This is a genomic window from Bifidobacterium sp. MSK.17.10 (assembly GCF_019129655.1).
Classification (GTDB): domain Bacteria; phylum Actinomycetota; class Actinomycetes; order Actinomycetales; family Bifidobacteriaceae; genus Bifidobacterium; species Bifidobacterium adolescentis.
In genome coordinates, this window is the sequence record NZ_JAHOJD010000005.1 from 93,317 (window position 1) to 118,945 (window position 25,629).

General features: G+C 52.3%; 40 protein-coding genes. 33 read left to right on the forward strand and 7 right to left on the reverse strand.

Features of this window, described 5'->3' with window-relative positions:
* Positions 1-6 precede the first annotated feature (6 nt).
* The 5 genes from KSX58_RS05720 (at position 7) to KSX58_RS05740 (ending at position 5,135) form a co-directional block, all read left to right on the forward strand.
* A complete protein-coding gene (locus tag KSX58_RS05720) occupies positions 7-987 on the forward strand; it encodes a DUF6273 domain-containing protein (RefSeq protein WP_217735913.1) in 981 nt (326 codons plus the stop codon).
* A 73-nt stretch (positions 988-1,060) separates the two neighbouring features.
* Positions 1,061-1,564, forward strand: a complete 504-nt coding sequence (locus KSX58_RS05725) for a hypothetical protein (protein WP_217735914.1) — start codon at positions 1,061-1,063, stop codon at positions 1,562-1,564.
* A gap of 475 nt (positions 1,565-2,039) precedes the next feature.
* Positions 2,040-3,194 carry a reverse transcriptase domain-containing protein gene (locus KSX58_RS05730; protein WP_217735915.1) on the forward strand — a complete coding sequence of 385 codons (1,155 nt, stop codon included), beginning with the start codon at positions 2,040-2,042 and terminating at the stop codon, positions 3,192-3,194.
* Between the two features lie 325 nt (positions 3,195-3,519).
* Positions 3,520-4,131 (forward strand): hypothetical protein, encoded by a 612-nt coding sequence (locus KSX58_RS05735; RefSeq protein ID WP_217735916.1) that lies wholly within the window; start codon positions 3,520-3,522, stop codon positions 4,129-4,131.
* Entirely contained in the window at positions 4,128-5,135 is a 1,008-nt protein-coding gene (locus KSX58_RS05740) for a hypothetical protein (protein ID WP_217735917.1), read from the forward strand. Before KSX58_RS05735 ends, KSX58_RS05740 begins: the two co-directional genes overlap by 4 nt.
* 303 nt (positions 5,136-5,438) lie before the next feature.
* Here the strand turns inward: KSX58_RS05740 and KSX58_RS05745 are convergent, their stop codons facing one another.
* On the reverse strand, positions 5,439-6,596 hold the full coding sequence (locus KSX58_RS05745) for an ATP-binding protein (RefSeq protein WP_217735919.1): 1,158 nt from the start codon (positions 6,594-6,596) through the stop codon (positions 5,439-5,441).
* A 235-nt stretch (positions 6,597-6,831) separates the two neighbouring features.
* Here KSX58_RS05745 and KSX58_RS05750 point away from each other — a divergent pair, with 235 nt between their 5' ends.
* From KSX58_RS05750 to KSX58_RS05800, 11 genes are all read left to right on the forward strand, one after another.
* Positions 6,832-7,146 (forward strand): hypothetical protein, encoded by a 315-nt coding sequence (locus KSX58_RS05750; RefSeq protein WP_217735920.1) that lies wholly within the window; start codon positions 6,832-6,834, stop codon positions 7,144-7,146.
* Positions 7,147-7,304: 158 nt separating this feature from the next.
* A complete protein-coding gene (locus KSX58_RS05755) occupies positions 7,305-8,129 on the forward strand; it encodes a DUF2786 domain-containing protein (protein WP_217735921.1) in 825 nt (274 codons plus the stop codon).
* A gap of 113 nt (positions 8,130-8,242) precedes the next feature.
* Positions 8,243-8,737 (forward strand): hypothetical protein, encoded by a 495-nt coding sequence (locus tag KSX58_RS05760; RefSeq protein ID WP_217735922.1) that lies wholly within the window; start codon positions 8,243-8,245, stop codon positions 8,735-8,737.
* Positions 8,738-8,750: 13 nt separating this feature from the next.
* Complete coding sequence (locus KSX58_RS05765; RefSeq protein ID WP_217735923.1) at positions 8,751-9,128, forward strand: hypothetical protein; 378 nt, start codon at positions 8,751-8,753, stop codon at positions 9,126-9,128.
* 133 nt (positions 9,129-9,261) lie between these two features.
* Entirely contained in the window at positions 9,262-9,462 is a 201-nt protein-coding gene (locus KSX58_RS05770) for a hypothetical protein (RefSeq protein ID WP_217735924.1), read from the forward strand.
* A gap of 130 nt (positions 9,463-9,592) precedes the next feature.
* Positions 9,593-9,901, forward strand: a complete 309-nt coding sequence (locus KSX58_RS05775) for a hypothetical protein (RefSeq protein WP_217735925.1) — start codon at positions 9,593-9,595, stop codon at positions 9,899-9,901.
* Positions 9,898-10,074 carry a helix-turn-helix domain-containing protein gene (locus KSX58_RS05780; protein WP_217735926.1) on the forward strand — a complete coding sequence of 59 codons (177 nt, stop codon included), beginning with the start codon at positions 9,898-9,900 and terminating at the stop codon, positions 10,072-10,074. The genes KSX58_RS05775 and KSX58_RS05780 overlap by 4 nt, the downstream gene beginning before the upstream one ends.
* Before the next feature lie 13 nt (positions 10,075-10,087).
* Positions 10,088-10,255 (forward strand): hypothetical protein, encoded by a 168-nt coding sequence (locus tag KSX58_RS05785; RefSeq protein ID WP_217735927.1) that lies wholly within the window; start codon positions 10,088-10,090, stop codon positions 10,253-10,255.
* Positions 10,252-10,575 (forward strand): hypothetical protein, encoded by a 324-nt coding sequence (locus KSX58_RS05790; protein ID WP_217735928.1) that lies wholly within the window; start codon positions 10,252-10,254, stop codon positions 10,573-10,575. Before KSX58_RS05785 ends, KSX58_RS05790 begins: the two co-directional genes overlap by 4 nt.
* A 171-nt stretch (positions 10,576-10,746) precedes the next feature.
* Positions 10,747-11,043 carry a hypothetical protein gene (locus KSX58_RS05795; protein WP_217735929.1) on the forward strand — a complete coding sequence of 99 codons (297 nt, stop codon included), beginning with the start codon at positions 10,747-10,749 and terminating at the stop codon, positions 11,041-11,043.
* Positions 11,044-11,128: 85 nt separating this feature from the next.
* Positions 11,129-11,851, forward strand: coding sequence for a hypothetical protein (locus tag KSX58_RS05800; RefSeq protein WP_217735930.1), 723 nt, complete (start codon positions 11,129-11,131; stop codon positions 11,849-11,851).
* A gap of 75 nt (positions 11,852-11,926) precedes the next feature.
* Here the strand turns inward: KSX58_RS05800 and KSX58_RS05805 are convergent, their stop codons facing one another.
* The 5 genes from KSX58_RS05805 to KSX58_RS05825 form a co-directional block, all read right to left on the reverse strand.
* Positions 11,927-12,169 carry a hypothetical protein gene (locus KSX58_RS05805; protein ID WP_217735931.1) on the reverse strand — a complete coding sequence of 81 codons (243 nt, stop codon included), beginning with the start codon at positions 12,167-12,169 and terminating at the stop codon, positions 11,927-11,929.
* Positions 12,170-12,234: 65 nt separating this feature from the next.
* The gene (locus KSX58_RS05810) at positions 12,235-13,155 is read right to left on the reverse strand and encodes a hypothetical protein (RefSeq protein ID WP_217735932.1); all 921 of its coding nucleotides are present in this window, start codon (positions 13,153-13,155) and stop codon (positions 12,235-12,237) included.
* A gap of 124 nt (positions 13,156-13,279) precedes the next feature.
* Positions 13,280-13,693 (reverse strand): hypothetical protein, encoded by a 414-nt coding sequence (locus KSX58_RS05815; protein WP_217735933.1) that lies wholly within the window; start codon positions 13,691-13,693, stop codon positions 13,280-13,282.
* An 11-nt stretch (positions 13,694-13,704) separates the two neighbouring features.
* Positions 13,705-14,082, reverse strand: a complete 378-nt coding sequence (locus KSX58_RS05820) for a hypothetical protein (RefSeq protein WP_217735934.1) — start codon at positions 14,080-14,082, stop codon at positions 13,705-13,707.
* Between the two features lie 94 nt (positions 14,083-14,176).
* Positions 14,177-14,317 carry a hypothetical protein gene (locus KSX58_RS05825; protein ID WP_217735935.1) on the reverse strand — a complete coding sequence of 47 codons (141 nt, stop codon included), beginning with the start codon at positions 14,315-14,317 and terminating at the stop codon, positions 14,177-14,179.
* Between the two features lie 206 nt (positions 14,318-14,523).
* Between KSX58_RS05825 and KSX58_RS05830 the strand changes: the two genes are divergently transcribed.
* From KSX58_RS05830 to KSX58_RS05845, 4 genes are all read left to right on the forward strand, one after another.
* Positions 14,524-15,510 (forward strand): hypothetical protein, encoded by a 987-nt coding sequence (locus tag KSX58_RS05830; RefSeq protein WP_217735936.1) that lies wholly within the window; start codon positions 14,524-14,526, stop codon positions 15,508-15,510.
* Between the two features lie 134 nt (positions 15,511-15,644).
* Complete coding sequence (locus KSX58_RS05835) at positions 15,645-15,905, forward strand: hypothetical protein (protein ID WP_217735937.1); 261 nt, start codon at positions 15,645-15,647, stop codon at positions 15,903-15,905.
* Between the two features lie 47 nt (positions 15,906-15,952).
* Positions 15,953-16,315 carry a hypothetical protein gene (locus KSX58_RS05840; RefSeq protein WP_217735938.1) on the forward strand — a complete coding sequence of 121 codons (363 nt, stop codon included), beginning with the start codon at positions 15,953-15,955 and terminating at the stop codon, positions 16,313-16,315.
* A gap of 10 nt (positions 16,316-16,325) precedes the next feature.
* A complete protein-coding gene (locus KSX58_RS05845; RefSeq protein ID WP_217735939.1) occupies positions 16,326-16,481 on the forward strand; it encodes a hypothetical protein in 156 nt (51 codons plus the stop codon).
* 3 nt (positions 16,482-16,484) lie between these two features.
* Here the strand turns inward: KSX58_RS05845 and KSX58_RS05850 are convergent, their stop codons facing one another.
* Positions 16,485-17,903 carry an RNA-guided endonuclease TnpB family protein gene (locus KSX58_RS05850; RefSeq protein WP_217735940.1) on the reverse strand — a complete coding sequence of 473 codons (1,419 nt, stop codon included), beginning with the start codon at positions 17,901-17,903 and terminating at the stop codon, positions 16,485-16,487.
* A 362-nt stretch (positions 17,904-18,265) separates the two neighbouring features.
* On the opposite strand from KSX58_RS05850, the gene KSX58_RS05855 reads away from it, so the two are divergent.
* The 13 genes from KSX58_RS05855 (at position 18,266) to KSX58_RS05915 (ending at position 25,559) form a co-directional block, all read left to right on the forward strand.
* Complete coding sequence (locus KSX58_RS05855) at positions 18,266-18,511, forward strand: hypothetical protein (RefSeq protein ID WP_217735941.1); 246 nt, start codon at positions 18,266-18,268, stop codon at positions 18,509-18,511.
* Complete coding sequence (locus KSX58_RS10615; protein WP_368041226.1) at positions 18,486-18,941, forward strand: GNAT family N-acetyltransferase; 456 nt, start codon at positions 18,486-18,488, stop codon at positions 18,939-18,941. Before KSX58_RS05855 ends, KSX58_RS10615 begins: the two co-directional genes overlap by 26 nt.
* Positions 18,942-19,023: 82 nt before the next feature.
* Positions 19,024-19,395: a hypothetical protein gene (locus KSX58_RS05865; RefSeq protein ID WP_217735943.1), complete on the forward strand. Its 372-nt coding sequence runs from the start codon at positions 19,024-19,026 to the stop codon at positions 19,393-19,395.
* An 8-nt stretch (positions 19,396-19,403) separates the two neighbouring features.
* Positions 19,404-19,799, forward strand: a complete 396-nt coding sequence (locus KSX58_RS05870) for a hypothetical protein (RefSeq protein ID WP_217735944.1) — start codon at positions 19,404-19,406, stop codon at positions 19,797-19,799.
* A 25-nt stretch (positions 19,800-19,824) separates the two neighbouring features.
* Positions 19,825-20,094: a hypothetical protein gene (locus tag KSX58_RS05875; protein ID WP_217735945.1), complete on the forward strand. Its 270-nt coding sequence runs from the start codon at positions 19,825-19,827 to the stop codon at positions 20,092-20,094.
* A gap of 98 nt (positions 20,095-20,192) precedes the next feature.
* Complete coding sequence (locus tag KSX58_RS05880; protein ID WP_237976445.1) at positions 20,193-20,729, forward strand: PolC-type DNA polymerase III; 537 nt, start codon at positions 20,193-20,195, stop codon at positions 20,727-20,729.
* Positions 20,730-20,987, forward strand: a complete 258-nt coding sequence (locus KSX58_RS05885) for a hypothetical protein (RefSeq protein ID WP_217735947.1) — start codon at positions 20,730-20,732, stop codon at positions 20,985-20,987.
* Positions 20,984-21,553 (forward strand): hypothetical protein, encoded by a 570-nt coding sequence (locus tag KSX58_RS05890; protein ID WP_217735948.1) that lies wholly within the window; start codon positions 20,984-20,986, stop codon positions 21,551-21,553. Before KSX58_RS05885 ends, KSX58_RS05890 begins: the two co-directional genes overlap by 4 nt.
* Before the next feature lie 574 nt (positions 21,554-22,127).
* The gene (locus KSX58_RS05895) at positions 22,128-22,451 is read left to right on the forward strand and encodes a hypothetical protein (protein WP_217735949.1); all 324 of its coding nucleotides are present in this window, start codon (positions 22,128-22,130) and stop codon (positions 22,449-22,451) included.
* Between the two features lie 20 nt (positions 22,452-22,471).
* Entirely contained in the window at positions 22,472-23,101 is a 630-nt protein-coding gene (locus KSX58_RS05900; RefSeq protein ID WP_217752053.1) for a hypothetical protein, read from the forward strand.
* Complete coding sequence (locus tag KSX58_RS05905; RefSeq protein WP_217735951.1) at positions 23,098-23,277, forward strand: hypothetical protein; 180 nt, start codon at positions 23,098-23,100, stop codon at positions 23,275-23,277. The genes KSX58_RS05900 and KSX58_RS05905 overlap by 4 nt, the downstream gene beginning before the upstream one ends.
* A gap of 277 nt (positions 23,278-23,554) precedes the next feature.
* A complete protein-coding gene (locus KSX58_RS05910) occupies positions 23,555-24,442 on the forward strand; it encodes a hypothetical protein (protein WP_217735952.1) in 888 nt (295 codons plus the stop codon).
* Positions 24,443-24,515: 73 nt separating this feature from the next.
* The gene (locus KSX58_RS05915) at positions 24,516-25,559 is read left to right on the forward strand and encodes an RNA ligase family protein (RefSeq protein ID WP_237976446.1); all 1,044 of its coding nucleotides are present in this window, start codon (positions 24,516-24,518) and stop codon (positions 25,557-25,559) included.
* The last annotated feature ends 70 nt before the right edge of the window (positions 25,560-25,629 follow it).

The window sequence follows — 25,629 nt, forward strand, 5'->3', positions numbered from 1 at the left end:
ACAAGAATGGGCGAACACGCCACACAATCACATGGGAGCCGCCATTTGGTTCGGCGGCTCCTCGCCACCCTCGCCATCGTGAGCGCGGTCTGCGGCGGATTCCTCACCGGTAGTGCGGTGGCCGCCGAACCGGCCAAATGCAATACTGGCGTGGACAAGGTTTGCTACGCGGGCTATAACGCGGCGGGTTTGAAACAGATTGCCGACGATTTGAGCGAGAAAGGCAAGGGAAGCTCCTACTATGCGGAAATGGAAGACAACCTGACCAAGGGCGCGCAAGGTTCCCTCACTCTAACGGACGGGTCGAATCTGCCGTTCAAACTCATCGGCATCCTCCACGACGACAAGGCCGACGGTAGCGGTAAAAAGGCTGGTTTGACGTTCATGGCGTGGAACGCGTTACCGAAAGCGTACTGCATGAACGGAACTATGCCCAATGACAGCACCATTGCGTGTTCTTCTGACGGCTACACCAACAAAGGCGGGTGGCGTGACAGCAACCTCCGCAAATGGATGAACAACGGGGAAATCTGGAACCAATTCCCCACGGACTTCCAAACTAATGTCACAACCGTGCTGAAACAAACCAACAACATGAGCTACGGATATTCACCCGGTTCGAGCGCGTCGGCCACGGCTGACAAGGTGTGGCTCGTATCCTACCGTGAACTCGTACCAACCTTATACAATGGTTGGAAGACCTATGATGGTTTCCAAGCGTGGAGTCAGGAGGGAACCCAATACGAGTTCTTCCGTACCGCGAACGGTTTGGTGTCGAATAATTATTCAAGCAATAGCAAGATTGCCAACATCAACAAGACCGTTTCCGGTTCCACTCCTCTTGGTGCTGACGGCGGCTATTGGTGGGAGCGTTCGCCCAGCCCGGACGACGGCAATGGTTTCCTCCTAGTGCACTCGAACGGCGACCCCGGCTACGGCGACTATGCCGACTGCCGCTACTCCGTTGTCCCCGCTTTCTCCTTCTAATCCCCAATCCTCGGGTGGTGGGGTTCATCCCCACCACCCCTCCAAACTCAAATCTCACACAAAAAGGAGTCTTATGACAGTCCCCGCAAGCAAACGCACTAAAGCCAAAAGCGAATATGCGAATCAGGCAAGAATCGTGCTCTTGGCTACCAGAAATCTTTTCCGCAAGTGGCCTAAAAGCCGTAATTATATTGAAACGATGCACGTCATGCATATCGCCTACGAAATGTATTCATCCGCCTACAGTGCCGACATCATTTATGCGAGCACCGTAGAAGAGCATGAGATGAAACTGCAACTGTTGTGCAAGGCCCAAGGCATGCTGAACTCACTCTCCGGTCTTGTGGACGATTGGATGGAGTTTCCTCCACGGGAAAAAGACTTGGAAGCCTACAGGAAATATCCGGAAGGAGACCCTAGATACAATCCAGTGGTCAAGGAGAAGAAATTCGTGAACTATGCGGGAACCCTCTACAAGGCGATGGGCGTGTTCACCGGAGCCGTCAAGTATGAGCGAGACCAGTTGAAGAAAGCTAAAAACGCCGAGTCGAAAACGAACACTATAATGAATTCTTAGGCGCAAGCCTAAAATATAATTGAATAAAATCGGCCATATCCAAACTATGGTGACACCGTTTCCGGTTCCACTCCTCTTGGTGCTAACAACAACAATTGGTGGGAGCGTTCGCCCAACCCGAACAACAACAACAATTTCCTCCAAGTGAACTCGAACGGCGACCCCAGCAACAACAACAATGCCAACTACCGCTACTCCGTTGTCCCCGATTCCTCTTACTGAACCTAACATCAGATAGGCCAGTAGCCCAATAGGTGAAAGCCTCCCGAAGGGGAAGGGGATATGGTCGAATGCGCGACCCCTCGAAAATGGGTTGCGTGTGAACTAGGTTGAGGGAGATATTAAGACTGTCGGAAACGACGGATACTCGCCCCTTAAGCTGGGCGTCCAACATCATTGCATGTCTTGGGTTGTTGCCGACGACCTGCCCCCAACCATTCTTTTCTCTTTCCCTAGTGAAGGAAGCATTAAAATCGTGAATGCGAGTCAAAGACGTAGAAGACGCCAACGCAGACTGCAACAACGCTCGGACGATAAGTACAGGAAGCTCCACCGTTACATCGACTTCCAACAAACATTCGGATTCGACGCGCTCTACCAAGCCGCAAGAAAATGCAAACGCGGCGTCACGTGGAAAAACACAGTGTTGAACTTCGACAATAGGCGTGCCGTCAACTGTTGGAAACTCGCCCAAGAATTGGAGGACGGCACATACAAGAAGAGAGCGCCAATCCGATTCGACATTTCCGAACGTGGCAAGCTTCGCCATATCAGCGCGGTCTCATTCCGAGACCGGGTGGTGCAACGCGCTCTGTGCGATAACAGTCTTGTACCCATCGTGGAAAGCCAACTGATATATGATAATGCGGCGAGCCTTCCGAAACGTGGAACATCGTTCGCCCGAAAACGGTTTGAACTACACTATAAGCGAGCTTTGGGTAAATGGGAGCATCCGTATGCTGTCATATTCGACTGTTCCAACTATTTCGGCAGTATCAGTTCCCAACGCGCGTTCGATATGATTTCCACCCTGTACCGGAGCATCGCCCGCACCGGACGGGAGAAGCAGGATGTGGAACGGATTCTAACCGTATTGAGAATCTTCGTATTGGACGAACCTCACTTAGGGTTAGGTAATCAGACGAGCCAAACCATGGCTATCTGGTATTTGAACAAGGTTGACCACTGGTGCATGTCGCAAGGATTCTACGGACGGTATATGGATGATGCCTACTGTTTCTGCGAGAATTGTGAACAGGCCGAACGTGTGCTGGCCGGTTACGAGCGGCGTGTCAACCAATTGGGATTGCGGTTGAACAAGCATAAGACCCGCATAGTGGACTGTCATACCGGTCAACTCACATTCCTGAAACGCGTATACAGCGTACAGGATGACGGCAGTATTCTTATCCGCATGCACCATAAGGCGTTGCGTGCAAGCCGACGGCATGCGCGTAACCTTATCCGCTCATATGATGGCGTGCATGTGGGATTACGGACAGTTCAGGATTCTTGGACGAGCCATGAGAGCACACTGTCGGGTCTAACTCACCGTCGTGGACTGTGCGCTCGGGAGAAAGCGTGGTATCGGAGGCATTGTGAAATGCGGAAGCTGGCTTTTCACCCGTGATATCCCGGACTTTCCAGATTGTGTGGTGGAGGGGCGTAATCTGCTGGAAGCTTTGGATGGGACGAGAAAAAGATAGGCCGTCCAATTAGCAGAAATGGTGGCGCAGAATCTTCCGCTTCCTCGGGAGAGTCGTTTGGATGAGATTTCGTGCGGCTTGGATTGCATCGTATTCCACATCGGCATGCTTGTCGGCTAGTTTTTCTTCCCGGCTTGGTGTTACACTGGGTTTACTTGCATTTCCTTCCTCGGGACTTCGCCCATGTGGGGCTTTAGAGGTTATCGGCGTATTGGTTAGAGTATGCCGTTTGAGTGAAAGGAAACTGTCATGGCAGGTTTCGATGATATTACGGTCACTCGCAGTGATGTCCGTTTGAAGGTTAAGGCTCCGTATAATCCGTTGTTCGCCCGTCGCTCCCGCGCGTTGGGTGGAACGTTTGATGACAAGTTGAAGACTTGGACGTTCGATATGCGTGTGGAAAGGCTGGTGTTCGAAGCTTTAGACAAATATTTCTGGTGGCATGAGGGAGTGGACGCTGAAAAGCGTGTCACTCTAACCATTGACCCCTACGACTACTTGTACGCGTACTCCAAGCAGGATAGCGACATTATCTGGTTCGCTGGTCGAATCCTAGTCGAAAAATATCAGCCCGACCGTCCGCCGCGCATGATGCCGAATGTGGCTCTCGTGGATGGCATGTGGCCTAAAACCGGCTTGTATACGGGGTTGAATCTCAGTCCCGACAAACTCCGATTATTGGTATGGGATGTTCCCACCAGTTTTCTGGAACGATTGTCGTCCGGCAAGTATGAGTTGTCTGAGCCGGATGGTGACACGTTGACTGCGGTTGACGTTCGTATTCGGGCCGTGGAGGAACGGTTAGGCCGGTTGAGGGAACTCCGAACCCGACTCACCTCTAATAGTGAGGATGGTGAATGATGCTCTCCGTGCCGATTAATGGTCAAGTCCAGCCGCGTCTCATTCCGCCCACGTTCGTGGAAGACAACATCAGCGACATGTTCAAGGCCGTGGACGCCGGACACAATATCGTCGTGACGGCAGTGGACGGATACGGTAATCGAACCAGTATTACCACGCCGGATAATGTGAATCATGACATGCTGGGGCGTCCTCTCGAATTCGCGTCCCATCCCGTACTGATGCGGAATGTGCGCCGTTGGATGGTTTGGCTGTTGCAAGCGCAATACTGCAAGGATTACAAGTGGGATACGAACAGGCTTGGAGGTTGGATGGAAGTGTTGGGCTTACCCGCCGACCTTAATATTCCCGTAACGGAGGAACATTTACGCATGTTGAAACCCGTATTCAACAAAGACGACGCCGACCCGTATCAACTTGCCGCACGATACGACAAGCAACATTACGACACATGCGCCCTCAGCACTCTCATACGGTTAGCCGAACAAACCACGCCAAACTATGCCCTGAACAATCCCACTCGCTGGTGCCAAACCGACCGATACCGCAAACTCAGCATCCAACCCAATCCAAAAGAAAACTGGGACGGAATGGACAGAGTACGCGACTGTTGGAGCGGATGCGAATGGGCATACCCCGCATTGGAACGCTACTACAATCCGATTCGACTATTACGCGACGAATACCGGCGGGGAGGACTACCTGAAACCTTCCACTATCCAGTGCAAACGTCGAGGGGCGAATACCGGTTGGCGAAAGGACAAATCAGCCCCCACGCAACAATCCTCCTCAACGGCAAGCCTGTAGGACTCATGTTCAGCGACGATTGTGAGGAACCATTCACCGACCGGATGCCACCCGAATGGTGCGCCACACCCTTACCGGAAAACTATAAGACCACGCCACTCAACCGAAACATTCCCGTAAACGGCGAATTCAAGCCATCATTCCAGCAAGCCATGCTGGGATTCGTGGAATGGTATGAGAAAACGCACAAGGGATAGAAAAAAGAAAAGCCCCTCAATCGAGGGACTTTTTCAGTAAATGTCACATGGTGTCGGGATTGAATTCTTCCAGTTCGTCCACCCTAGGCAAGTTCAACCCGCGCTTCTCAATGTTGACGTCAGTCCAAGCTTGGAGGGTGTCGATATCGTATTCCTTGGGGAGCACTCGCTCGGCTTCGACGCCAATGAGGACGAAAAGCAGACGCTTAGACGCATACCAAATGGTTGGCCTTCCGCTTGTACAGTTCATTGTCCTGATGGGCAAGCTTTTCGATGGCAAAGAGGTTCAAGCCGGTGCCAAAACTACTCCCCCGAGCGTTCGCTGATATTCTCCCTCATCTGTAAATACGCCCCATGCTCACGTAAATAATCCCGCAAATACGGCATCTTGAAAGCGACTTCACCATAACCGACTGGCTCAATTAAATCGTTCTCAATCAGCTTGGTTCTATACACGTTGGCGAACTGCGGCGAACGGTTCAACCGACGGGCGATTTCACCCGTATTCGACACCGTATCGTCCACCGACATGGCAAGCAGATAGTTCACCGCATGAGAAGGCAAGCCATGCAATGCTGGGGCGTGAACCATATCCCCTAGTTTGGCTTGGGCTTTTTCGATACCCTTGACTGCGTCCCTCTCGGTCACTTGATTCACATGACCGTTGGTTTCGGAAACCCTCCAAGCCCAATAACCCACCAGCTGAATCATGAACGGATAACCGTGAGTGGCGTTGGTCAACCGTATCAACGTTTCCATTCCGGCTTTCTTCTCCCCGCTGAAAGACTCCTCGAATGCTTTCAGAACCTTCTCCGTTGGCACGGAACCCAAATGATACCGTTCAGCCCGCTGAAGGAAAGTGATGGCATTATCCGACAGCACGTCGTTCACGGCGGACGGCAGTCCGGCGAAAATGAACGCGATGTTCCGTCCCTCGCGGATAAGATGTTGCACGGCAGTGGACAAAGCCCTGATTTCGTCCATGGAACCGGATTGCACTTCGTCCAATGTGATGAGAATGCCTTGCTTGTTCTCGTTCATCTTGTCCAAACGTTTGCAGACCGCTTGACGTAACGTCAAGGAACGTTCCTCGTTGTGTTCGAGTTCGATTCTTCCCAAACTCAGTTCCAGATTCCCGACATCCCCTTTCAATCCGACGCTAGGCATGTTATAGGCGGATATGCGAGTCGTGTCTTTGCCGGTAAGTGCGTCCACCAGTCTTTGGGTGAAGCCTCTATCGGCGCTTTCGTTGTAGACCTTCCAGCCTTGCTTCTGCGCGTGTGTTCCTAACGTGTCCAGCATGACTGTTTTTCCTACGCCTCTGGCTCCGGTGAGGAACATCAGCCGTCCGGGGCTTCCTACACCGTCTTTCAGCGCATAGTCGAAGTCTTCGATGATTTCTTCTCGTCCGACGAGTATCGGTGGGATACGTCCGGCAGTTGGTTTGAATGGGTTGGTCATGTCTGTTTCCTTGATTTTATAATAATTATAATAAGTATAATACTTTAAAAAAGCATGTACTAAAGGGCTGAGTTCGATAATGGGCGAGCTTTGTCGAGAGTAGAGGTTGACTTTTCTAAAAGGCATTGAGGGGACGGTTTCCGTTTTGGTTTCCGTCCCTTTTTGTGTTGTTCCCACACTTGGAGTATACTGGAATCGTTCACATAAAAAAAGTTGAAAAAACAAGGAGAAAAAAATGAATAAGCCCGCATACTTCAAGCAGTTCGGCGCAGATGACTACAACATCTTCGCCAATGGCAACAAGTCGTATGTCATGAGCCGTTTCAACGACGACCCCGAGGGCGTCTACTACATGCTTTTCGAGCATGTCGAGGGTCAGACCGGCGTCAGCTATTACATGTTGGACAATATTCCCGAGACTGTTTTGGACGGTGTTTCCGACGGTGGATATACCGATAGGGAGTTTGCTTCGAGGATTGTCGGTCAGGATAGGTTTGTCCACAATATTCATATCCGTAGGCTTCTGCGTCATTCCGCAATTGGTGCCTGAGTTTTTTGGGTAGATAACGCTCTTCTTGTCTTTTTGGCTGGGAGGACGTTTTTTGTTTTCTGGGGGTTGTTTGTGTGTTTTTGGGCGTGTCGTTTTCACAGACACTATATACTGGGATTGTTCACACAAAAAGATAAAAGAAAACCAAGGAGCAAAAAATGAGCAACATCGACAGCATCATCGAACGCATCAACAACCTCATGGCAATAGCCGAAAACGAAGCGTCCAGCGACAATGAGGCGCAAATGGCGTTCGAGCGGGCGCAGAAACTCATTAACGAATATCGTATCGAAGACTGGAAACGCGACCACACCCGCACGAACAAGCCAATCATCGAACGTGGCGTGAACGTAAGCAAAACCACCATCTACCATCAGCAAGGCTACCTTGCGACCATCATCGCCCAAGCTAACGAATGCCGCGCCTACATTCACGAAAGCCGGTGTGGCGGAAGGGTCGAGGAACGTGCCGTCATGTTCGTAGGCGAGGAGGACGATGTGAACGCCGCAGTCATTCTCTTCCAAAGCATCGACCTATACTGCTCAGTCCACGCCCGCACTAGCTACGCGGACATGATTGACCAGCACGCCAAAGCGTACTATGAGAACAACAAGGAATACGTCGAAACGCATTACAGACATGAATCTTATCCGACGCTGACGGAATGCAAACAGTACATGCGTCGTGATTATCCACGCGCCAAGTTCTACTATGGTTATCGCGGTGGATTCAACGAACGTTTGAGCGAACGTTTCGAGGAGCTTCGCAAGCAGAGCTTGGACATTCCCTCCGGTCGTGAGCTTGTGGCCCGCAAGAGCCAGCGTGTCAACGACTATTTCGACAATCTCGAACTGGAAGCAGCTCGCGTCGCCACCGCCCGTGGTAGCAAGGCTGGGTTCGTTTGTGGTGTGAGCGACGCGAACAATGTGGGTTTGGGCTTGTCTGAAATGGGTGTTTCGTCCCACGCTTTGCTGAATGCCTGACTTTTCAGCCCGCTTCCTTGTTTTTGGGAGGTGGGCTGTTTTTGTTTTTTCACCAAATATGGTATACTGGGATTGTTCACACAAAAGATAGGTTCCAACAAGGAGGAACAAAAATGATTAACACAATCGTCAACCTCAAAATCACCAAGCTACGCGAACTCTCCACCTTGTCAGTGGATAGTGAATATCTCACAATAGACTACTTGGACGAGGATGGCGAAGAACAGCGAATCGAAAGACTCACCCACGAGGAAGACCTTGGCGAATACAATGTCAAGACCGACCTTTGGGAGGACATTCTCGAAGATTGGCGGCTCACCAAGCCGATTCCAGTACCCTCTGCTGAAAAAGAAGACTGGAAACTGCTGGAAGACTATGTTTGGAACCTCACCGACTCGAAGTATCAAGAACTGTCGGACAATCGCAATAAACTATACGAAGCCGACGACGTGGCGAGCATTCTCCGCAGCATCAGCCGTCTCAGCGACGTTGGGCGAGCCACGTTGAACGAACTGCTGGACAATGGTTCCAAGGACGCGGAGGACGAGTATGAGGAACAGTGGAACCGTATCGTTCCGCTCCGTCAGGCGGACGGCGAGGAAGAATAGGAGGAACGGGAAAATGAAGGCACGAGACGTTAGCTTCTTCAAGAAGAACGCTTGGAAGGGCACGTATTCCAGCATCCTCACCATTCCGGTTGAATCGTTGGCCGACAAGTGTTTCGGCGCTTGGTTGGATATAGAGGACACGAATTTTGCGGAAGCGACACTACCGGACGAGAAGCTTGCCGGACGGTTCCGTGAGCTGGTCGATTCCGACGCCGAACAGGCGGAATGGGATGAATTCTATACTTCCGTTGGCAAGGCTTTTTCCGCCATGTCGGTGGATGAACTGGCGTCCAAGTTCGTTGAGCTGAACGACCCTGCGACCATTCGTCGTGTTCTTTGGGGTTACGGGGACAAATGGTATCTCGATTCCGATTGCGAGTATGAGTTCTGACCGTCGGGTTTTAGCGTCTCTCTCTTAGGTGGGTGGGGCGCTTTTTATTTGGCGTGTCGTACCCAACATGATATATACTGGAATTGTTCACACAAACAAGGGTTCGTAAAACCCATCACCAAAAGGAGAAAAAATGCATATCAAGGATGTTCTGCTTATGACGCTTGTCACCATCGCTTTCGGCGGGGTGGCAACCGCAGTCGCGTTCGGCATCTACTCGTTCGGCACTTGGCTGTTCACGTTTGGCCGCACGTTCGGTATTGTATCCGTGTGCGCCATTACGGTGGTGTTGTTGACCGTCGCGGTTGAGGTTCGTTTGAGTATGAATCGATAGTTTTGGTTTGTGGCCCCGTCGTTTTGGCGGGGCTTTTTGTGTGGACGTGTCTTATTTTGTACATTTATCCAAACATGCTATACTGGAATTGTTCACATAAAGAGTTGACGCAACAAAGGAGAAAAGCACCATGATTCGCAAAACCATCTACGAACGACTCTTCGACCAGCTCACCAACGACCCCTGCATAAAGGACGCCGAACCCACCCCCGACCGCAACGGCGTCAACATCACCTTCACACTGGGCGAAGGCGTATGGTTCTACACCGCCAAGGAAAAACCCCTCCCCGACGGACGCCACCTGTGGACCGGCGGCATCTACAACACACCGGACGCGGCCAACACCATGCCCGCCACACTCGCCCCGCAGACCTTGGATAAACTGGACGCCGACCACCTGCACATGGCCGTCGCCACGGCACTGGGGGTCAGGTCATGAGCGCCAATAACAAGGAACTGCCCACCATCCTCACCATCGCGGACACCATGGTGTACCTGCACTGCTCCCGCCAGCACGTGTACGACCTCATCAAGTCGGGACGAATCCGCACCTACAAGGTCATGCACCGCCGATATATAGATGCGGACTCGCTCGCCCGCATATTCCGATAGGAGACAACCTACAATGCTGAAGACGCCAAACGTAAGCCGAGTAATACAGATGCCCGCCGACCTGTACCGGCAGACCATGCAATACGCCGACGATAACGAACTCACGTGGAACGCGGCGGTGAGAGCACTGGTCGAACGGGGGCTGAGGCAAACCGTCGAACCGTGCGGGGGGCTGTCATGACTGGGGACAGGCTACTCGCGTTCTTTCTCAAGGGCGTGTGGCAGGGGTTGAAAATAGCCCTCATACCGCACGCCCGTCTGCGTGACCCGTTGGTGCCTATGCCGACCGTGCGCGATTGGCTCGACATGTACGGCGGCACCCGCATGGACGCGGACATGTTCGACCGTTGCGAGAGCGAATGGTACGCACTGCTGGAGCAACGGAAACGTCGGATGAGCGCGTTCCTCGCGGGCGGATACGCGGGCACGTGGATGTATGCGATTGGGGTGCTCGTACTGTTGGGGTTGGTCGGCTGGCTGATCTGGCAGCTGATTCCCTGAGGTTCTAAACCCGTCGGATTCGACGGGTTTAGCTTTTTGCGGCTTGGTCTTCCGCTTCTAGGCGCTGGTCGGCATTTTTTGTTTTTCGTATTGTGATATTTCAGACCATGTGTTATAGTGGTCATGTCCACACAAAAAGGGTTCGTCCCCACAACAACAAAAGGAGAAAACATGAACACCATCCAGCCAATCGCATTCGACAACGGCACCATCAGCATCGTCGCAAGCGACAACACCTACGACCACGCCTACGCAGACAGGCCCATGACCGAAGCCATCGTGGAAACCTCCCACCACAAGCCCAATCCAATCAACTGGAAGCACGTCGTGTCCAATTGCGACGAACGTTGGAACCTTATCAAAGGCAACGTGTGCTTGGCTGTCCTGAGCGGCAACTGGGACGTTTTCGAGAACCGCCACGAAAACAGAATCATGCTCGTCACCCGCAAGGGAACCCGCATCCTCTGACCCACGCTAAAAGCCTCGGGGAGAAGCGTTGTCCAGACCGCTTCTCCCCTCTCTCATATCCGACAAAAAAGAAAGGAAGCCTTGTATGAAAGAACGGGATATCTCGCTGGAAAACGACCTCATGATGTTAGGTCAGGAACCGATGGACGAACCCGACTCGTCCACCACCATCGAACTTCAAAGAGTAGTCAAAGAGACGGAACGGAAAATGTTGAAACCACCGGCACCGCCCGTGGAAGCTGAAAAGAAGAACGTTCCTAAGCCCGTCGAACCGAAGAACGACCCTACAGTCAATACGGAACCTAAAGCAAAGACCGAAACCGTGTCCGCAAAAGAACCGAAGACCTACAAGCCGACCATCCCACGCAAACATTCAAAACCCGTCAAATCCACGCCAACCCTCACCAACCCCTACGCTCCCGTCAAATACGACTGCAACGGCAAATGGCGTCAACTCGTGGCCGGAATCGCCATCATCGGCGTTCTCGTGGCGGTAATCGCCCTACTGGTAGGAGCCAAAACATATTGGCGGTTCATCACCGTAGGAGTATTAGCCGCTTTCGCCATGCTCCCACTTTACAGTTGGTTTGATGAACTCGAACGGGATATGGCCGTCAAAGCCGTGGAAAAGGATTACAGGATTCGTATTCTGCAAGCGAACGGTGGCGGTGGACTGGTGGAAGTTTATTACACGTTCCAGCAGAATCCGACCGTCAAAGCTGGTGTTGTTTCCTATGGTCACGGCTTGGCGTGGTTGCGGAACGCGGACGGTAAGAAGATTGTCGGACGTGGCAAACCGTTGGGCTGATTGAGTTAATCTGGAAGCAATCACACCCAGTACGATGAACTACCGTGAGGCTTAAGCCGTCACGGTAGTTCATTATTAGTCAAAGTCCGACGGTTCACCATTGACATAGTTCAAAAACTGGTCGAAGGCATATTGCGCGGTATCCTCATAACGGCATGGCTTCGGCCGTGCGTTCTTTTCCTGCTCTTTCTGCTCTATCAACTGGTCTATTTGGCTTTGCTCATTGCGGTGTTGCCATGAGAGGGGTTCGTTGCCTTGGGCTAGGTTCTCATACACCGTGTATTCGTGCCCGCGATAGCTGTAGACAAGATAGACCATATGTGCGTCGTATCCGTGTCCGTAGTATTTTCTAACGAACGTCGCTTTTCGCATTGCTGTCCCTTTCAACCAATCTCGCGCTCGGCACGCTCCCAAATCTTCTGGCGAATCTCACTGTCCTCGGAGAACATCGCACCCAACTCCAACACTTGACGGACGGCTTCGCGGTATTCCTCCAAACGGTCATGCAAGGCTATATACGCGTCGCTTTTGAAAGCCTGATTGATGAACGAGTCCGGCATATCGCGCATGACTTTGACCAGCATGTAACGTCCCACCTCGTCCGCGTTCTCCCAAGCGTCCATGACACGCTCACGCGTGGCCCACTGCGGCTTGCGGGCCAGTACATGCGCCACATCCTGCGAGTTAAGGCGGGCCAACACTTCGCTCATCTTGTCTTCATCGGTCAGAAGAGCCGCCTGAACGCGAATCTGACTGTTGGGATTGTCCAGCCAATGTTCGACGCATTCCCCATCGAAGTTATGGTGGTAGATAAGGGTTTTGACCACACGCTCGTCCGACTCCTCGAAGAAGAGGTGAGGGTCTGCGTTCTTCGCCGCCACGAGTCGAATCTGATAATCCTCGTCGTGGGACAAACCGTTCGACGTTTCCTTGTCGAGCTTGCCGAACTTGTTGAGCATTGTGGCCGCTTTCTTGCGAATCTCGGCGCTTCTGTCATGCAGGGCCACTTTGGATAGTTCCTTGACGGGTAGTTTCTTTTCGTCGTATACGCGCCAGTCGAAATAGTAGTTACGGACTTTCAGAGGCAGTTCGGAAAGTTTGCCTGAGTCGAAATGCTGTCTGATGTTGGCAAGTTCGTCTTCGCCTTTTTGGGTGAGAGTCCAGTCGCCCGTCTCGTTTTCCTGAATAAGTCCGGCTTTGGCGAGTTTGGTGATATCACGGTCGGGGAATACTCTGCGTTCGCTTTCACGCTCGAATCGCATGAATTCGTAGACTGCGGTTTCATTCCAGTTGATGTTGCTCATTTTTGCTCCTTGGCTTCCATGTTTTTGTGTGAACAATTCCAGTATACAACTTGTGTGGACAAAACACGCACAAAAACAAAAAGAGGGAACCATGGCAATACGCCACAGCTCCCGCAAAACCCAATCAGCAAACGCTCGCGGAACCATCATCGCAAAGAGAGCACAACAGGCAACCGATGCCGTTAATATCCCTTGTCAGATGCACACCCTTGGTGGAGCCGCACTCCTCACAACGAACGCCACTGCGCTTACGAGCGGTAATGGAAGTGCGGGAGGGGGCAGACCCACGACGGTAGGTTTCCTTCCTTGGCGTACCTATGACGTATTCCACACCGTCCAACACGAACGGCTTGCTGACCTTGACGATGTTCACATGGGACACCTCGCCGTTGGCCTTGAATACCGGGAACTCGTCGGTTTCCCCGGCCTCGCTCCAATTGTCCCACCATTCTTTCGGGATTCGGACTTTCCAACCGTCCTTTAGCTTCGTCCAAGTCGGACGGGGTTCGGTCTTGGCGTTTTCGATAGTGTCACTCATTTTTTGTCCTTTCAGCGAGTGTATCCGATTTTCCTCAGCACATGGTCTTCGGGGCTAGAGAGACGCTTGATGACCTCTTCCGGCGTGAGACTGATTTGCTTCGTGTGGAGCAGGGGTTGGAACGAGCAGGTGCGGAGGAACTTCGTGACCACGCCGTCTCTGCTCATGCGGGAGGGAATCTTCTGGTTTCGATACTGGCGGTAGGTGAAGCGGAGCCAACGAATCGCCTGTTTCGAGTCGATGGTCTTCACGTGGGGATTATCAGCGTAGGCTTTCACCCAGTTATTGCGTTCGGTGGCGCTGTGGAAAATCTGGATTAGTGGAATGTTGTTGTCGGGGTCGAGCTTCTGGTTGGGATGGTTGACTATGGCGGCGTAGTAGGTGTTCATGGGACTGCTCCTTTGTATAAGCCATGTTTTTTGTGTGAACAATCCCAGTATAATTCAGATATGGCAATCAAGTAAGTCGGCGTGTCGCAAAAACCTACCCGACCACACAAAAAACCAGCACGCCAACCAGTGCGACAAGAAACAAGTAGAACAGAACCTTGACGCCGTTGACGAGACGTGCTCCGACGAGCAGCTTGCCGACTTCGTTGGACAGCCTGACACCGTTTTCGTCCACAGCATCAATATCCGCAGGATTCTGTATCGCTCCGGATTTCTGAACTAAAAACACGGGGATGCGCCCGCAGGGAAACCGGTGGGCACATCCCTTTTTCGTGTGTGCGGGGATTGTCCTTCGTTTTGGCTTGCTTGCGTGTTGTGTTTTTACCCAACTTATACTATACTGGAATTGTTCACACAAGATATGCCGGAAAAGGAGAAACCATGGACAACATCGAAATCAACACTCTCACCAAAAAGTGGACTGCCAACCTCGTCTACTGCTTCGAAGACTTCGACAACGAAACCCACTCCCAACTTTTGAACGCCTACGTCAACCAGAAGCCACTCGAAAAATTCACCACGGCTGGGCTTATTGAACAGACCAAGGAACGCGACAGTTGGAAGCTCACGGCCAAGGGACTCGACCTGCTGGAAAGCCTGAAAAAGATTTTCGGCTCCGGTAGAATCTATCCGCTCTCCCTGCCTATCCGTCAACACTTCGCGAACACGACCCTCTTCAACATCAGCTACGACATGAGACGGGGAAACCTCAATCCCAACGAGGAGTTGTTCGCCGGATTGCGCGAAACCGTCCTCAAAGACAAGAGCCGCACAGTCCGCACGCAGGTGGCTGAATTCCTCTCCAACAACCATCTCTTAGACCTTGAAACCGCTAATAAGCTTGCACAAGACAAGGAGCCAATCCTACGCAGTATCGCCACCAAGGTTGCTGACAAGAGCCTGTACTACGACGAGACTAACTCCCAAGTCATCGCGCACATGATTAACAAGAATCTGGCCGACAAGAACTGCTACGAGCATTGGATTAAAAGCTCGGACGAGCATATCCGCATGCTGGCCGCTGGTTTGGCCGACAAGTCCACCATTGACGAAGCTCTAGGCTCCCTGTCCGACGAGAATGCCGTCCGATTCCTGTTCCTACACCCACAGTGGGCGGTCGGCAAGCGAGTGGAACGCTTGTGGGCGAGGACTCGTGGGGACGCTCATCGTTGGCTGAGCCGAGTCATGTCGGACGTTCCGGACTCTCTTATCGAGGACGCTTTGTCCGAGGATAAGTGCTGGGCCATCAAAGACCGTTTGGATGATTACCGCAAGGCGTTGCATACGGTCGCTGAGTTCGAACGGCTATTTGCTGAGGATAGTGAAATCAAGCGTAAGATGCGTGCTCGCGCTGGCTTGTCTGCCTGAATTTTGTCGGAAAGGCGGAATGCTGTTTTGGCGGCGTTCCGCTTTTTTGCTTTTTTTGGTTTGCATTCCCCCCATAGTATGCTATACTGGAATTGTTCACATAAAAGAGCAGATAACAAAAAGGAGCACACAACATGTACGCAATCCACTACATCGGCGGCGCAATGAACGTCAGGAAAATGCCCAAAGCCCAAGCCATCGAATACGCCAAACAAATCAACGACAACGCCCTCTCAGGCGCATTCCCCGAAAGCGTCAAACTCGTTCAAAGCCCCGAAGCCCGCACCATCATGCAAAACAGACTCTTCGCAAAAGACATCTACTCCCGCCACAGCGACGTATACAGCATGAGCATGAGCGAACTCGTCAACGCAGTCAACGAATACTGTTGCTGAAAAACAATCCACACAAAACCCCAGCCACACGAAAAAGGACAATCAGAATGTACTCGAAAATCAGCGAAGACACCTATCAGAAACTCATCGACAAACTCGTCAGAATCCCCTACGTGACCGGCGCATACGCCACCCGAACCATCTTCGGAGACGGAATCGAAGTCGCATTCCAACACCGTTACATGGGCAAACAGGTCGAATACTATCTGGTAGCCAGCTCGCAACGCGACGGCAGACTCTCCTACCGTTGGAGTGGTGGCGTGTATACGGTTCCGTCCGCACATTGGACTTTCGATGACGGGGAATACACGCCCGTCGAACTGGAAGAGCATAAGCTGGAATCGTTGGATGTTAACGGACTGTATGACGCGATTGTGTCCGATTTAAACAAGGCCATGAGGGAATTGTAGGAAAACGAAAATGCGATTCACGGACGGCAAGGAAAAGCTGGAAATTGAAATCCACGAAGTTGACTTCCTCACGGGGTTGAAATCCCGTGATTCCTGTTGCCGGTCGGACGTGTCTTTCTTAATGTTTTTAATGGAAGAGATTCCGACCGGTATTGCAGGGGTTTGAGTTTCATCGACGTTGCTTCCCGCTGGATTTCACCAGTGTGGAAGCTTGTTGTCTCCACTCTTCGGCATCGTCCATGCCGTTCGTTCCTAACGCGCGGTCGAGAATGTTCTTGGCCGCGTTCACGTCGGCGTTCGTCTCATGCCCGCAATTGCGGCAGTGGAACACCGCTTGGCTTTCACGGTTGTTCTTGTCGCAGTATCCGCAGACGTTGCAAATGCGTGACGTGTCATAGGCGGGTACCTGAACGAGTCGGGTTCCCGCAAGCTTGGTTTTGTATTCGAGACAATGCAGGATGTCAGTCCAACGGTTGGCGAGGATGCTACGGTTCAAACCACTTTTCGCCTTACGCCCGTTATGCAGATAATGTCCCGGATTGTCGGGGTCTGGTTTCGGTCGGACACTTCGGCTCATGGCCTTCACGTTCAACCGTTCCATGGCGATGAAATCGTATTCCCGGACGAGCATGGTGGTCGTCTTGGCTATCCAATCGTCCTTGCGATTGTCTATCCGACGTTGGATGCGCCGCATGGCTTGGAGAGTGCGCTTGCGGCTTTTGGACGTGAATTTGGCGTTCCTGCCGCCACACTTCTCGTTCGTCCTGTCCTGTCGGGCAAGCTTGCGTTGCAGACGCTTATACTCGTCCATCTCTTTGACGGACGGTTGGGGAATGTCGAGGAAAATGTTATCGGAGGTGGCGAGGGTATGCACGCAACCCCTGTCCAAGCCGACCATCATGCCCGTATCGGTTCGGCTGATGGGGAGTGGACTATTGGTGAACACGAGTGTCTTGTTAGTCCAGTTCACCGCCACACTCGTATATTCACGAATGGGTTGACTCACCCGCACATGAATGGCGATACGCCAACGAGCCTCGTTCTCACCCTCACGACGATACTGTCTCGGCACACTGCCCGTGATGACGACCACACCGGTACGCTTGCCCGTCCGACGATACAAGGCGTTACCGGTCTTCGACTGGTTACGCCAACACACGAAATACTGAGGAGCCTTATGGCGGGAACGGAACCCCGGAACCCGACCACCATTGGTCTTCTTACGTTTCAATCCGGCGAACCAACCCGTGTTCTCGACACGTTCGCACGAGGAGAGGATAGGCGAGGGAATGCACGCCAGCCAAAGACAATCCAATCGCGCCTGACTATCCTTGACGGCGGGCTTCACATCCGCGCCACCCAAAGGCACGTCCACCCAAATACGCTCACGGGTTTCAACATCCTCCACAAACCTACGCTGGGGACGATGCGCCCTATGCTGGTTGTACCGGCTTCTCCACCCGTCGCACAGCCAGTCCATGATACGTTCCGGATTACGAGTCCACATACGATTCCCGTAAGAGTCCAAGCCGAGGAACACACTGCACCCCGCATGCCGGACTTTCAGGATTCGTACTTTCTGACTCATGCCTATAATGATACCATATTATTGAGTAATCAACAATATGAGAAGGCGTGCAGACCCGGCATTGAAATACCGGGCTTACACGCCAAAAACCGTCAAATATCTCCGAGCCACGCCAATCTTCCAACCGGAAGAACGACGTGAGCATGGAGTAATCCCCGGAACCGGGGCGTGACCCCGTATGAGGTCATGTAGCCGTGCCGGAAGCAATCATCTCTGCGGAAAGCACGGAAGCCCCGACCGTAAGGTCGGGGAGGTTCACTGTTGAGGAGCCAGAATTCTGAATGTGGGGAAGGGGATTTTTCTTCTTCACGCCACTCCGGTTGTGTTAGAGTGAGATAGTCCACACCAAAGAAGGAAAACCAATGGTTTTAAAAGAACTTCCCTATCAAGACGGAATTAACTGGAAGGAACTCGACGGCAAGCCCGCAATTTTCAATTGGAACGGCAAGCCCATGGCCGGAACCCTCTACTTGGATGGTTTCAGCAATCTCGCCGTCCGGGAACTGTCCGGTTACATGCCGGTTTTATATGTTTGGCCGGATGATACGACTCATGTCAACGTCAAGTGTGTGACGGATTTTCATGTGTTCAGTTTCGTTGAGGATTGACGTAGTTCGGGATGCTGAAACTGCGGCTTCTATTCCTATTCCGGAGATAATCCGAACGTATTATCCCGGCTTTGATACGTGGTTCGACCGCACGGTTCTCCCCTCCTTGGGGAAAGACCGTGCGATTCTTTTAGCCCGCACGGATGATGGGTTGGCGGGGTTTTGCGTTCTCAAGAGAAATCCGTCTGAACGGAAGATTTGCACTTTGTGCGTTTACGAGGGCTTTCGGAATCGAGGAGTCGGTTCCGCTCTGGTCGAATATGCGTTGGGTTTGCTGGGTGAACGGTTTCCTCTGGTGACGGTGCCGGAGGAACTGTTGCCGGTGTATGAGGATTTCTTCCGTCGTTTTGGTTTTCGTTTGTCCGGCTCTCGTGTGGGTTTGTATCGGGTTGGGAAGAGGGAGTTCTTTTTTAATGGGACGCTGGCTTAGGTTTGCGTGTTGCGTTCTCTACCCCCTTGTGTTATAGTGGGATTGTTCACAAAAACAAAGACAACCAAAAAAGGAGAGCGCATTGAATCAAGCAACTAAATTCGGCAAACGAATCCTCTTCGATGACCACCCAACTCGCGCGGTGTTCGACACTGAGGAACTGCCTACATATGACTCCTATGCGCTTTATCGCGTGTATCTGCGTTCTTGGCAACGGCATTCCTGCCGACCGGGAGTCGAGGATACTCCCATGTTCGACGTGATATGCCCTGCAAGATGGTGCCGTTGGATTGCTCACATCAGTATTCTGAACTATTTGGACGGCATAAGCTGGCTGGCTTGGCCGGTGGAAGGTGGTGTCAGTTGGCGGCATAGGACAATCGACCCTTATTCCGTCCACTATTCCACCGATACCCATATTCCGGTAATTGACTTGCGTGAAAGCGAAGAATAGGAGAGAACATGTCCGACACTCAGAACACGCCTCGATTCTCGACCATAGGCGTCACCTACACGAAGCATCAGAACAATGCGGCGCTTAGCATGAGTCCCGCCAAAGATTCGACCATGCGCCGACTGGGGTTCACCGACCACCGTGAGGGGTATTGGTACCTCTGCCGTTCAGTCTCCCCCGACCATGACATGACATTGAATGTCGAGATTGCCAAGGACGGTAGCGACTGGCAGATAGACGTGTTGGACGAGAACTTCTGCCAACCCTACGACTACCAGTATTTACTCAACGTGAACCCGACGTTGGATTATCCCAACAAGGTGGCTGACGAATGCGAGAAATGGTTCCGGAAACTATCCGAATGGGGTTTGCTACACGGCTGGCATGAGGGAATGTACGTCTGAAAAAACAGAAAGGAAAAACAAAAAAATGAGCATTCTCAACGAAGAACTGGAAGAACGGTATCCCATCGAGGAAGGCGATTGCATCACGCTCACACGGGAGCAGTTGGCGTTGCAGTTGCGTCGCGCATACAAGGCGGGTGCGACCCGCGACTATAAGCGCACTCCGCACGGGCATACGGAACTGTTGGAGATTATCGGAAACCTCCAAGACTCCCGCCTATTGCCTGACAGTACGGACTTCGAGGATGTCGTGAGAACGGTTCTGGACGGTCGCGTCAAGGCCATCACCAAATAGGCGTTATACTAGAAACGTCCACACATTCACTTACCCGAGGAGACCACACTATGAGCTGGGACAGATACCAAAGTCGAGACCCCAGAAGAATCGACCCAATGAAAACACCACTCTACGATTACGTGGTCTTGGATACCGAAACCACCGGTTTCAAACCCGAAAACGGGGCCAAACTCATCGAAATCGGAGCCGTGAAAATCCATGACGGGAAACTCGTAGACCGATACGAGCAACTGATTGACCCACACCAGCCAATCCCCGAATACATCACCTCGCTCACCGGAATCAACGACAGCATGGTCATCGGACAACCCGACGTAAGCCAAGCCATCATCCGATTCGACAAGTGGCTTGGCCCGCGAACCATCATCATGGCGCATAACGCGTCATTCGATTTAAGTTTCTTGGACGCGGCCATGAAAACCGTGAACGGTGGAATGTTCTTCTTCCCCCACCGGTTCGTGGACACGTTGGAAATGAGCCGGAAAATCCATCCCGAAAAGCCAAGCCATAAGGTTGCCGTGCTTATCCGCGACTATGGTATCGGTGACGTGGAAGAGCATCGCGCCTTGTCCGACGCGACTCAGGAGAACATGCTGTATGAGGCCATGCGCAGAGAGGAATTTGGCCGCTAAATGGGATACGAGGACATGTTCAGTCCCGAATGCAGGGACTATCTGAAATCACGCAAGCCGTCGCAACGGGAGCGGGAAATAGTGAAGCTTGAGAAACAAGCCGACAATAAGCACGACATATACGGAGACAAAAGCCTCTATGAGGTTTCCGGAGAGGTTGCTGCCATCTACGAAAGCCAGAAGGCGTTGCGATTGCGGCTGGACAGCATCGAGGAAAAACTGGACAGACTGTTGGAAACCAGAGAGGAACGGCTGTGAAAAATCTGCTCACCTGCCCCTGTTGCGGTGGAACCCCGAAATTCAGATATCAGGCCAAAACCGAAATACACGGAATGTGGGACGGGTATCCGGTCTACCGGCCTAAAGGCTGGGAATACTCCCATCTATGTCCGGCTGGACGCGATTTGCAGACGGCTGGAGGAAACGGATTCGCAACACTGCACGAGGCGGAACGTGACTGGCAGTACAAGGTGGGAAGCTTCCTGCGGAACCCGATGAACAGTTTCTACCCATTCATCGAAACTGGCGCTGAGCTGCTGACCCGATTGGATGATTGTCTCGGTGGAGAACGATTGCACCTTGGAGACAAGGTAACATTGAGTCGGCGTTCCATGACTGTTCGTGGTGTAGTGCAGTTCATCCAGCGAACTGCCGTCGGGGAAATCAGTATCATTCTCCGTGATACAGATACCATCAAGTTCGTGATTTACACTCCGGTCAGAGAGCGCCGAAAGTACATGTTTTCCTATCATGTCGAAAGGCAGTTTCATTGGATAAAAAAGCCGAAAGGCCCCTCTGCGACGCATACCATCGTGGACGACTAGCGGAGGTTAACGAACATAATCAGGATGCGGCTGTGTCCCTTATCGATAACGGGTATGCCGACTATTGGCGTACTCTGTTGGGACATGAGGCCATCAGGCTTACCGACCATGGGCTTGGTGCCGCACGGAGGTTGGAGTCGGATTACTGAGTTCTTAGCGTTTTCCAAATCTCTATTGTTATAGTGGAACAGTGGGCACAATATTGTGCTCGCTGTTTTTCTTTTTTTAGGAGGAACCGGAATGTCCCAGCATAGCGACAAAAGCCACAAGAACAAGAAGGTCGTGGTCATTGAGAAGGTGCGGGACAAGTATGGTTCCGTTATCGCGTTGAAGGTCGTATTGTATCGTCGGCATGATACTGAGAATGGGAAGGTTTGGGATATGAAGCGTTCTCATACGTTCAGTGCGGCTTTCAGTCGTCGTGCTTGTAGGGAACAGGCGAAAATGTTGGCTCGTCAGTGGGCTAATAAGTATGGTGCGAAGGTTGTGAAGAGGGGGTAGTTGTCCTCTTTGATGGTTTATGTTATACTGGGGGTGTTCACATAAAAAACCATTCCAAAAAAAGGAGAACACCATGAACGCCATCAACCTCTACGACCTTAAACACGCCATCGACAACGACCCCCGCGTGCGCAACACCGACATCGACAGCCAATACATGAGCGACGACACGCTCATCGCCAATATCAAAGACGAAAAAACCCAGAACGGAACCAAAGGCTACGTCACCATCAACATCGCAGAAGGCTACCCGGACACGGTCCTCTACAGCGTCTACCAAAAAGGAGACCGGTACGCCGTGACCACCGGCCACCACGACTTTTCCGACGACAACGAATACGACACCGGCGCACAGGAAATCATCGACGACGCCTACAACACCCTCCTCACCATGTAATAAGAAGGAGAGGGAACGAAATGAAGAACAGACTCTACCGCACCGCAGGCAAATGCACACTCAAACGCGGCAAGGTACGCTACCCCACCGAACAGGACGCACGACTCGCACTCGCCGTGCTCAAAGGCAAGGCAAGCGCTAAGCACACCGAGAAACGAGCCTACGAATGCCCCATCTGCAACGGATGGCATCTGACCAGCGCCGAAACCGTTAATGATACAGTCCTGCCCGGGAGCGTGCTCCAACACACCAATCCAGACGCGTTCGACACAGGAATGAAAGCGTTCCTCTCTGGTTCCAAACGCGGCAAATATTCCGCAAGCAAAGCCAGCCTGACCCGACGTGTCCGACATTTGCTCCACTTGTTCGCGGCTAACGATATTCCGAATGACTCTTGGGACAATCCATGGTTGTGGGCAACTCTTAGATTCCAAATCATGTGGAGGGGTGGAGACCAGAAGGCCGAACAGCTTCTATCCACTTCGAAAAAAACGGTCAAAATGGCGGGCGACATGCTCACCGAAGACAAGGAGCCGTTCCTTCGCGTGGCTGAAACCCGGAAGGAAGCACAGAAATTACAGAATACACCACTACCGGCATGGTTGGCCGTCGCACTGATGGCCGACAAGGGAAAGGAGCAGAAAGTTTGAACGAAAACGAACTGAAAGAAAGGGCCGTCCACTCATTGCTCCAATCGAAGCTTGGTAAAGTCGCTCCGGCGGAAGCGTTTGTCATCGGATGGCGGAAAGGCTGGGACGAGGCTATCGACATGGCTTTGGAAATCGTTCGCAATGAACTCGATAAAGATGGCGAGAACGAATCGTGATTTGTTCCAAATACACATGCATGTTGTGCGGAAGAGTCACCGACTTGGACACCGGTTGCAAGTACATCATCTCCGTCGTCCAAACAGGCGGTCACGGTCGATGCTCATACGCTCGAACATTGGTCATCTGCCAGCATTGCATGCGCACGCATAAAACCGTCATGACCTTGCAACGCAAATCCTTGAATGAGGAAAACGTTCTTGAATTCCACAGGCCACCGAAAACCCGAAAAACGTCCACCAAGAAAACCAGCGAAAAGAAAGGCTGAACCGTTTTATGGACACCAGTGAAAAGCAGATTATCGGAGAGAACGCCAAATACGTTCCCGACACCATCCCGCAGGAAACCAAGGATGGGCTTCGCACCCATTTGAAGCCCGGATACGCCATGCCGGACGGCACCCATTATGCGACCGGCAAGGATTACACGGAACTTATGCGCAATCTGCGCAACATCCAATACTGCGATTGTCCGCTCTGCCACGACACGCAGTCTGGGCTGAAAACCATTCTCGCAACCAGCGGCATGACCGTCCGTGAGCTTGCCGAGGAAATCGCATGCGACGAATACGATTCGTATTCCGTTGACGAAATCCGCGACCTCGACCCGGAACAGTTGAAGCCGGTGGACGAGATTGTCGAGGATATCAACCGGTGGAGCCACGACCAGCGTGCGCTCGAACACGCTTCCTTCGGCACCATTAGGCTTCTATCCGTCTACTTGAACGTCAGCCTCGACCAGATGTATGACGAATTGGATTATCAGACGCTCATCTACACGCCATGGGAGGAGGACTCCCACATTCATGGCTATGTGACGGTCATCCGTTACAAGGACGGAAAGTATGAGGTGGATGTTCCGGAATGCCGCTACCAGTGCGACGAAACGTATTGGAACGCGCGTCGTAAGATAGAGGAATCCAACATTCCCATCACGTTGGATGTTCTGCGTAGCGAACCGTGGAGTAAGGAGCATCGCACTCCCGTGGCATTGCCGGAACAGTATCGCGGCAAACAGTATCATCTGGGCGACCCTCACAGCCTGTCAACTTTGCTGGACAAGCTGGCCTCACATGATGTTCCGGTGGACGAAAGGGTTCTTATCGCCCTCGAACTGGAGGAACAATTCCCGTTGCAGTTGACCCCACTGTCCGAAAAGGACTGACATTCTTCGGGGAGGAGCCGATATCATCTTCTCCCCTCTTACTGTTAGAAAGGAAAACCTGATGGTTAGAAAAATGGTGAGCGTTCAAAAGATTGAGGGAGTGTACCCTATCGAGAACGCAGACCGTATCGAGAAGGCTCGCATTGGCGGATGGATTGTCGTGGTCGGCAAGGACATGGGATTAAAGCCCGGCGACCATGTGGCATATTTCGAAATCGATTCAATGCTTCCCGCCGACGACCCACGGTATGCGGAATTGCAGAAACGTGGGCAGCGTACCGTGCCAGTGTCCAACACGATTACCGGCGAAGAGAAGGAAATCACCGGACACGTGCTACGTACCGCGCGACTGCGCGGAGTGTACAGTCAAGGACTAGTCATGCCGCTTTCAACGATTGGAGTACCGGAGGACACTCCCATCGGTACTGATATCACCTTACAGGCGGACGTGTGGAAGTATGAGGAACTGCCACCATTGAAAGGCGGTGACATGGTTGGCGCTTTCAACGCGCCATGCTCCAAGTCCGACGCCACACGAGTGCAGAATCTCACCGCGTATTGGGATGAAATCAGACGGATTGCGTGGACTCCGACCGTGAAGGTGGACGGCACCAGCACCACAATCTACCGTGATATGGATGATACGGTTCACGTCTACTCTCGCAATTGGGAGTTGAAGCCGGAATGCACGAACATGCAAGTGGCGGTGAAAACCGGATTGGTTGACGCGTTGGAGAAAGGCATGGTCTGCCAGTTCGAGCTGTGCGGCCCAAGTGTCAACAGTAACAGGTTGAAGCTGGCGTCCTATCGTCCATTCGTGTTCGCCGTATGGCGTGACAATATGAAACTCGACCGTAGGGATTGGCCGAAAGCCATGCTTGACAACGCCGTCCCACTGTTGGACGAGACCGAGTGGAAGCCGACCGGCGATGTGATGGACATGATTGCCAAAGTGGACGGTCTGCGAGGCAACGTGACCCGCGACTTGTTGGACGAAGGAATCGTCTGGCATGCGAAAGCGGGCGAACGGTTGAGCGACGACCTGTACAACGAGCTTGGCAGCAACCGTTGCTTTAAAATCATCAACAACAAGTATCTGACCAAGCATGGTCTTTGATGGCGGAATAGGGGTTTGGGCTTACCTTTGTGTTCAGACCCCTGTTTCGTCTTTCATATCATTCATGTCT

Coding starts and splice junctions, on each gene's coding strand:
- KSX58_RS05720 (WP_217735913.1), top strand. CDS start 7: ATGGGCGAACACGCCACACAATCACATGGGAGCCGCCATTTGGTTCGG.
- KSX58_RS05725 (WP_217735914.1), top strand. CDS start 1,061: ATGACAGTCCCCGCAAGCAAACGCACTAAAGCCAAAAGCGAATATGCG.
- KSX58_RS05735 (WP_217735916.1), top strand. CDS start 3,520: ATGGCAGGTTTCGATGATATTACGGTCACTCGCAGTGATGTCCGTTTG.
- KSX58_RS05740 (WP_217735917.1), top strand. CDS start 4,128: ATGATGCTCTCCGTGCCGATTAATGGTCAAGTCCAGCCGCGTCTCATT.
- KSX58_RS05745 (WP_217735919.1), bottom strand. CDS start 6,596: ATGACCAACCCATTCAAACCAACTGCCGGACGTATCCCACCGATACTC.
- KSX58_RS05750 (WP_217735920.1), top strand. CDS start 6,832: ATGAATAAGCCCGCATACTTCAAGCAGTTCGGCGCAGATGACTACAAC.
- KSX58_RS05755 (WP_217735921.1), top strand. CDS start 7,305: ATGAGCAACATCGACAGCATCATCGAACGCATCAACAACCTCATGGCA.
- KSX58_RS05760 (WP_217735922.1), top strand. CDS start 8,243: ATGATTAACACAATCGTCAACCTCAAAATCACCAAGCTACGCGAACTC.
- KSX58_RS05765 (WP_217735923.1), top strand. CDS start 8,751: ATGAAGGCACGAGACGTTAGCTTCTTCAAGAAGAACGCTTGGAAGGGC.
- KSX58_RS05770 (WP_217735924.1), top strand. CDS start 9,262: ATGCATATCAAGGATGTTCTGCTTATGACGCTTGTCACCATCGCTTTC.
- KSX58_RS05775 (WP_217735925.1), top strand. CDS start 9,593: ATGATTCGCAAAACCATCTACGAACGACTCTTCGACCAGCTCACCAAC.
- KSX58_RS05780 (WP_217735926.1), top strand. CDS start 9,898: ATGAGCGCCAATAACAAGGAACTGCCCACCATCCTCACCATCGCGGAC.
- KSX58_RS05785 (WP_217735927.1), top strand. CDS start 10,088: ATGCTGAAGACGCCAAACGTAAGCCGAGTAATACAGATGCCCGCCGAC.
- KSX58_RS05790 (WP_217735928.1), top strand. CDS start 10,252: ATGACTGGGGACAGGCTACTCGCGTTCTTTCTCAAGGGCGTGTGGCAG.
- KSX58_RS05795 (WP_217735929.1), top strand. CDS start 10,747: ATGAACACCATCCAGCCAATCGCATTCGACAACGGCACCATCAGCATC.
- KSX58_RS05800 (WP_217735930.1), top strand. CDS start 11,129: ATGAAAGAACGGGATATCTCGCTGGAAAACGACCTCATGATGTTAGGT.
- KSX58_RS05805 (WP_217735931.1), bottom strand. CDS start 12,169: ATGGTCTATCTTGTCTACAGCTATCGCGGGCACGAATACACGGTGTAT.
- KSX58_RS05810 (WP_217735932.1), bottom strand. CDS start 13,155: ATGAGCAACATCAACTGGAATGAAACCGCAGTCTACGAATTCATGCGA.
- KSX58_RS05815 (WP_217735933.1), bottom strand. CDS start 13,693: ATGAGTGACACTATCGAAAACGCCAAGACCGAACCCCGTCCGACTTGG.
- KSX58_RS05820 (WP_217735934.1), bottom strand. CDS start 14,082: ATGAACACCTACTACGCCGCCATAGTCAACCATCCCAACCAGAAGCTC.
- KSX58_RS05830 (WP_217735936.1), top strand. CDS start 14,524: ATGGACAACATCGAAATCAACACTCTCACCAAAAAGTGGACTGCCAAC.
- KSX58_RS05835 (WP_217735937.1), top strand. CDS start 15,645: ATGTACGCAATCCACTACATCGGCGGCGCAATGAACGTCAGGAAAATG.
- KSX58_RS05840 (WP_217735938.1), top strand. CDS start 15,953: ATGTACTCGAAAATCAGCGAAGACACCTATCAGAAACTCATCGACAAA.
- KSX58_RS05845 (WP_217735939.1), top strand. CDS start 16,326: ATGCGATTCACGGACGGCAAGGAAAAGCTGGAAATTGAAATCCACGAA.
- KSX58_RS05850 (WP_217735940.1), bottom strand. CDS start 17,903: ATGAGTCAGAAAGTACGAATCCTGAAAGTCCGGCATGCGGGGTGCAGT.
- KSX58_RS05855 (WP_217735941.1), top strand. CDS start 18,266: ATGGTTTTAAAAGAACTTCCCTATCAAGACGGAATTAACTGGAAGGAA.
- KSX58_RS10615 (WP_368041226.1), top strand. CDS start 18,486: ATGTGTTCAGTTTCGTTGAGGATTGACGTAGTTCGGGATGCTGAAACT.
- KSX58_RS05870 (WP_217735944.1), top strand. CDS start 19,404: ATGTCCGACACTCAGAACACGCCTCGATTCTCGACCATAGGCGTCACC.
- KSX58_RS05875 (WP_217735945.1), top strand. CDS start 19,825: ATGAGCATTCTCAACGAAGAACTGGAAGAACGGTATCCCATCGAGGAA.
- KSX58_RS05880 (WP_237976445.1), top strand. CDS start 20,193: ATGAAAACACCACTCTACGATTACGTGGTCTTGGATACCGAAACCACC.
- KSX58_RS05885 (WP_217735947.1), top strand. CDS start 20,730: ATGGGATACGAGGACATGTTCAGTCCCGAATGCAGGGACTATCTGAAA.
- KSX58_RS05895 (WP_217735949.1), top strand. CDS start 22,128: ATGAACGCCATCAACCTCTACGACCTTAAACACGCCATCGACAACGAC.
- KSX58_RS05900 (WP_217752053.1), top strand. CDS start 22,472: ATGAAGAACAGACTCTACCGCACCGCAGGCAAATGCACACTCAAACGC.
- KSX58_RS05910 (WP_217735952.1), top strand. CDS start 23,555: ATGGACACCAGTGAAAAGCAGATTATCGGAGAGAACGCCAAATACGTT.
- KSX58_RS05915 (WP_237976446.1), top strand. CDS start 24,516: ATGGTGAGCGTTCAAAAGATTGAGGGAGTGTACCCTATCGAGAACGCA.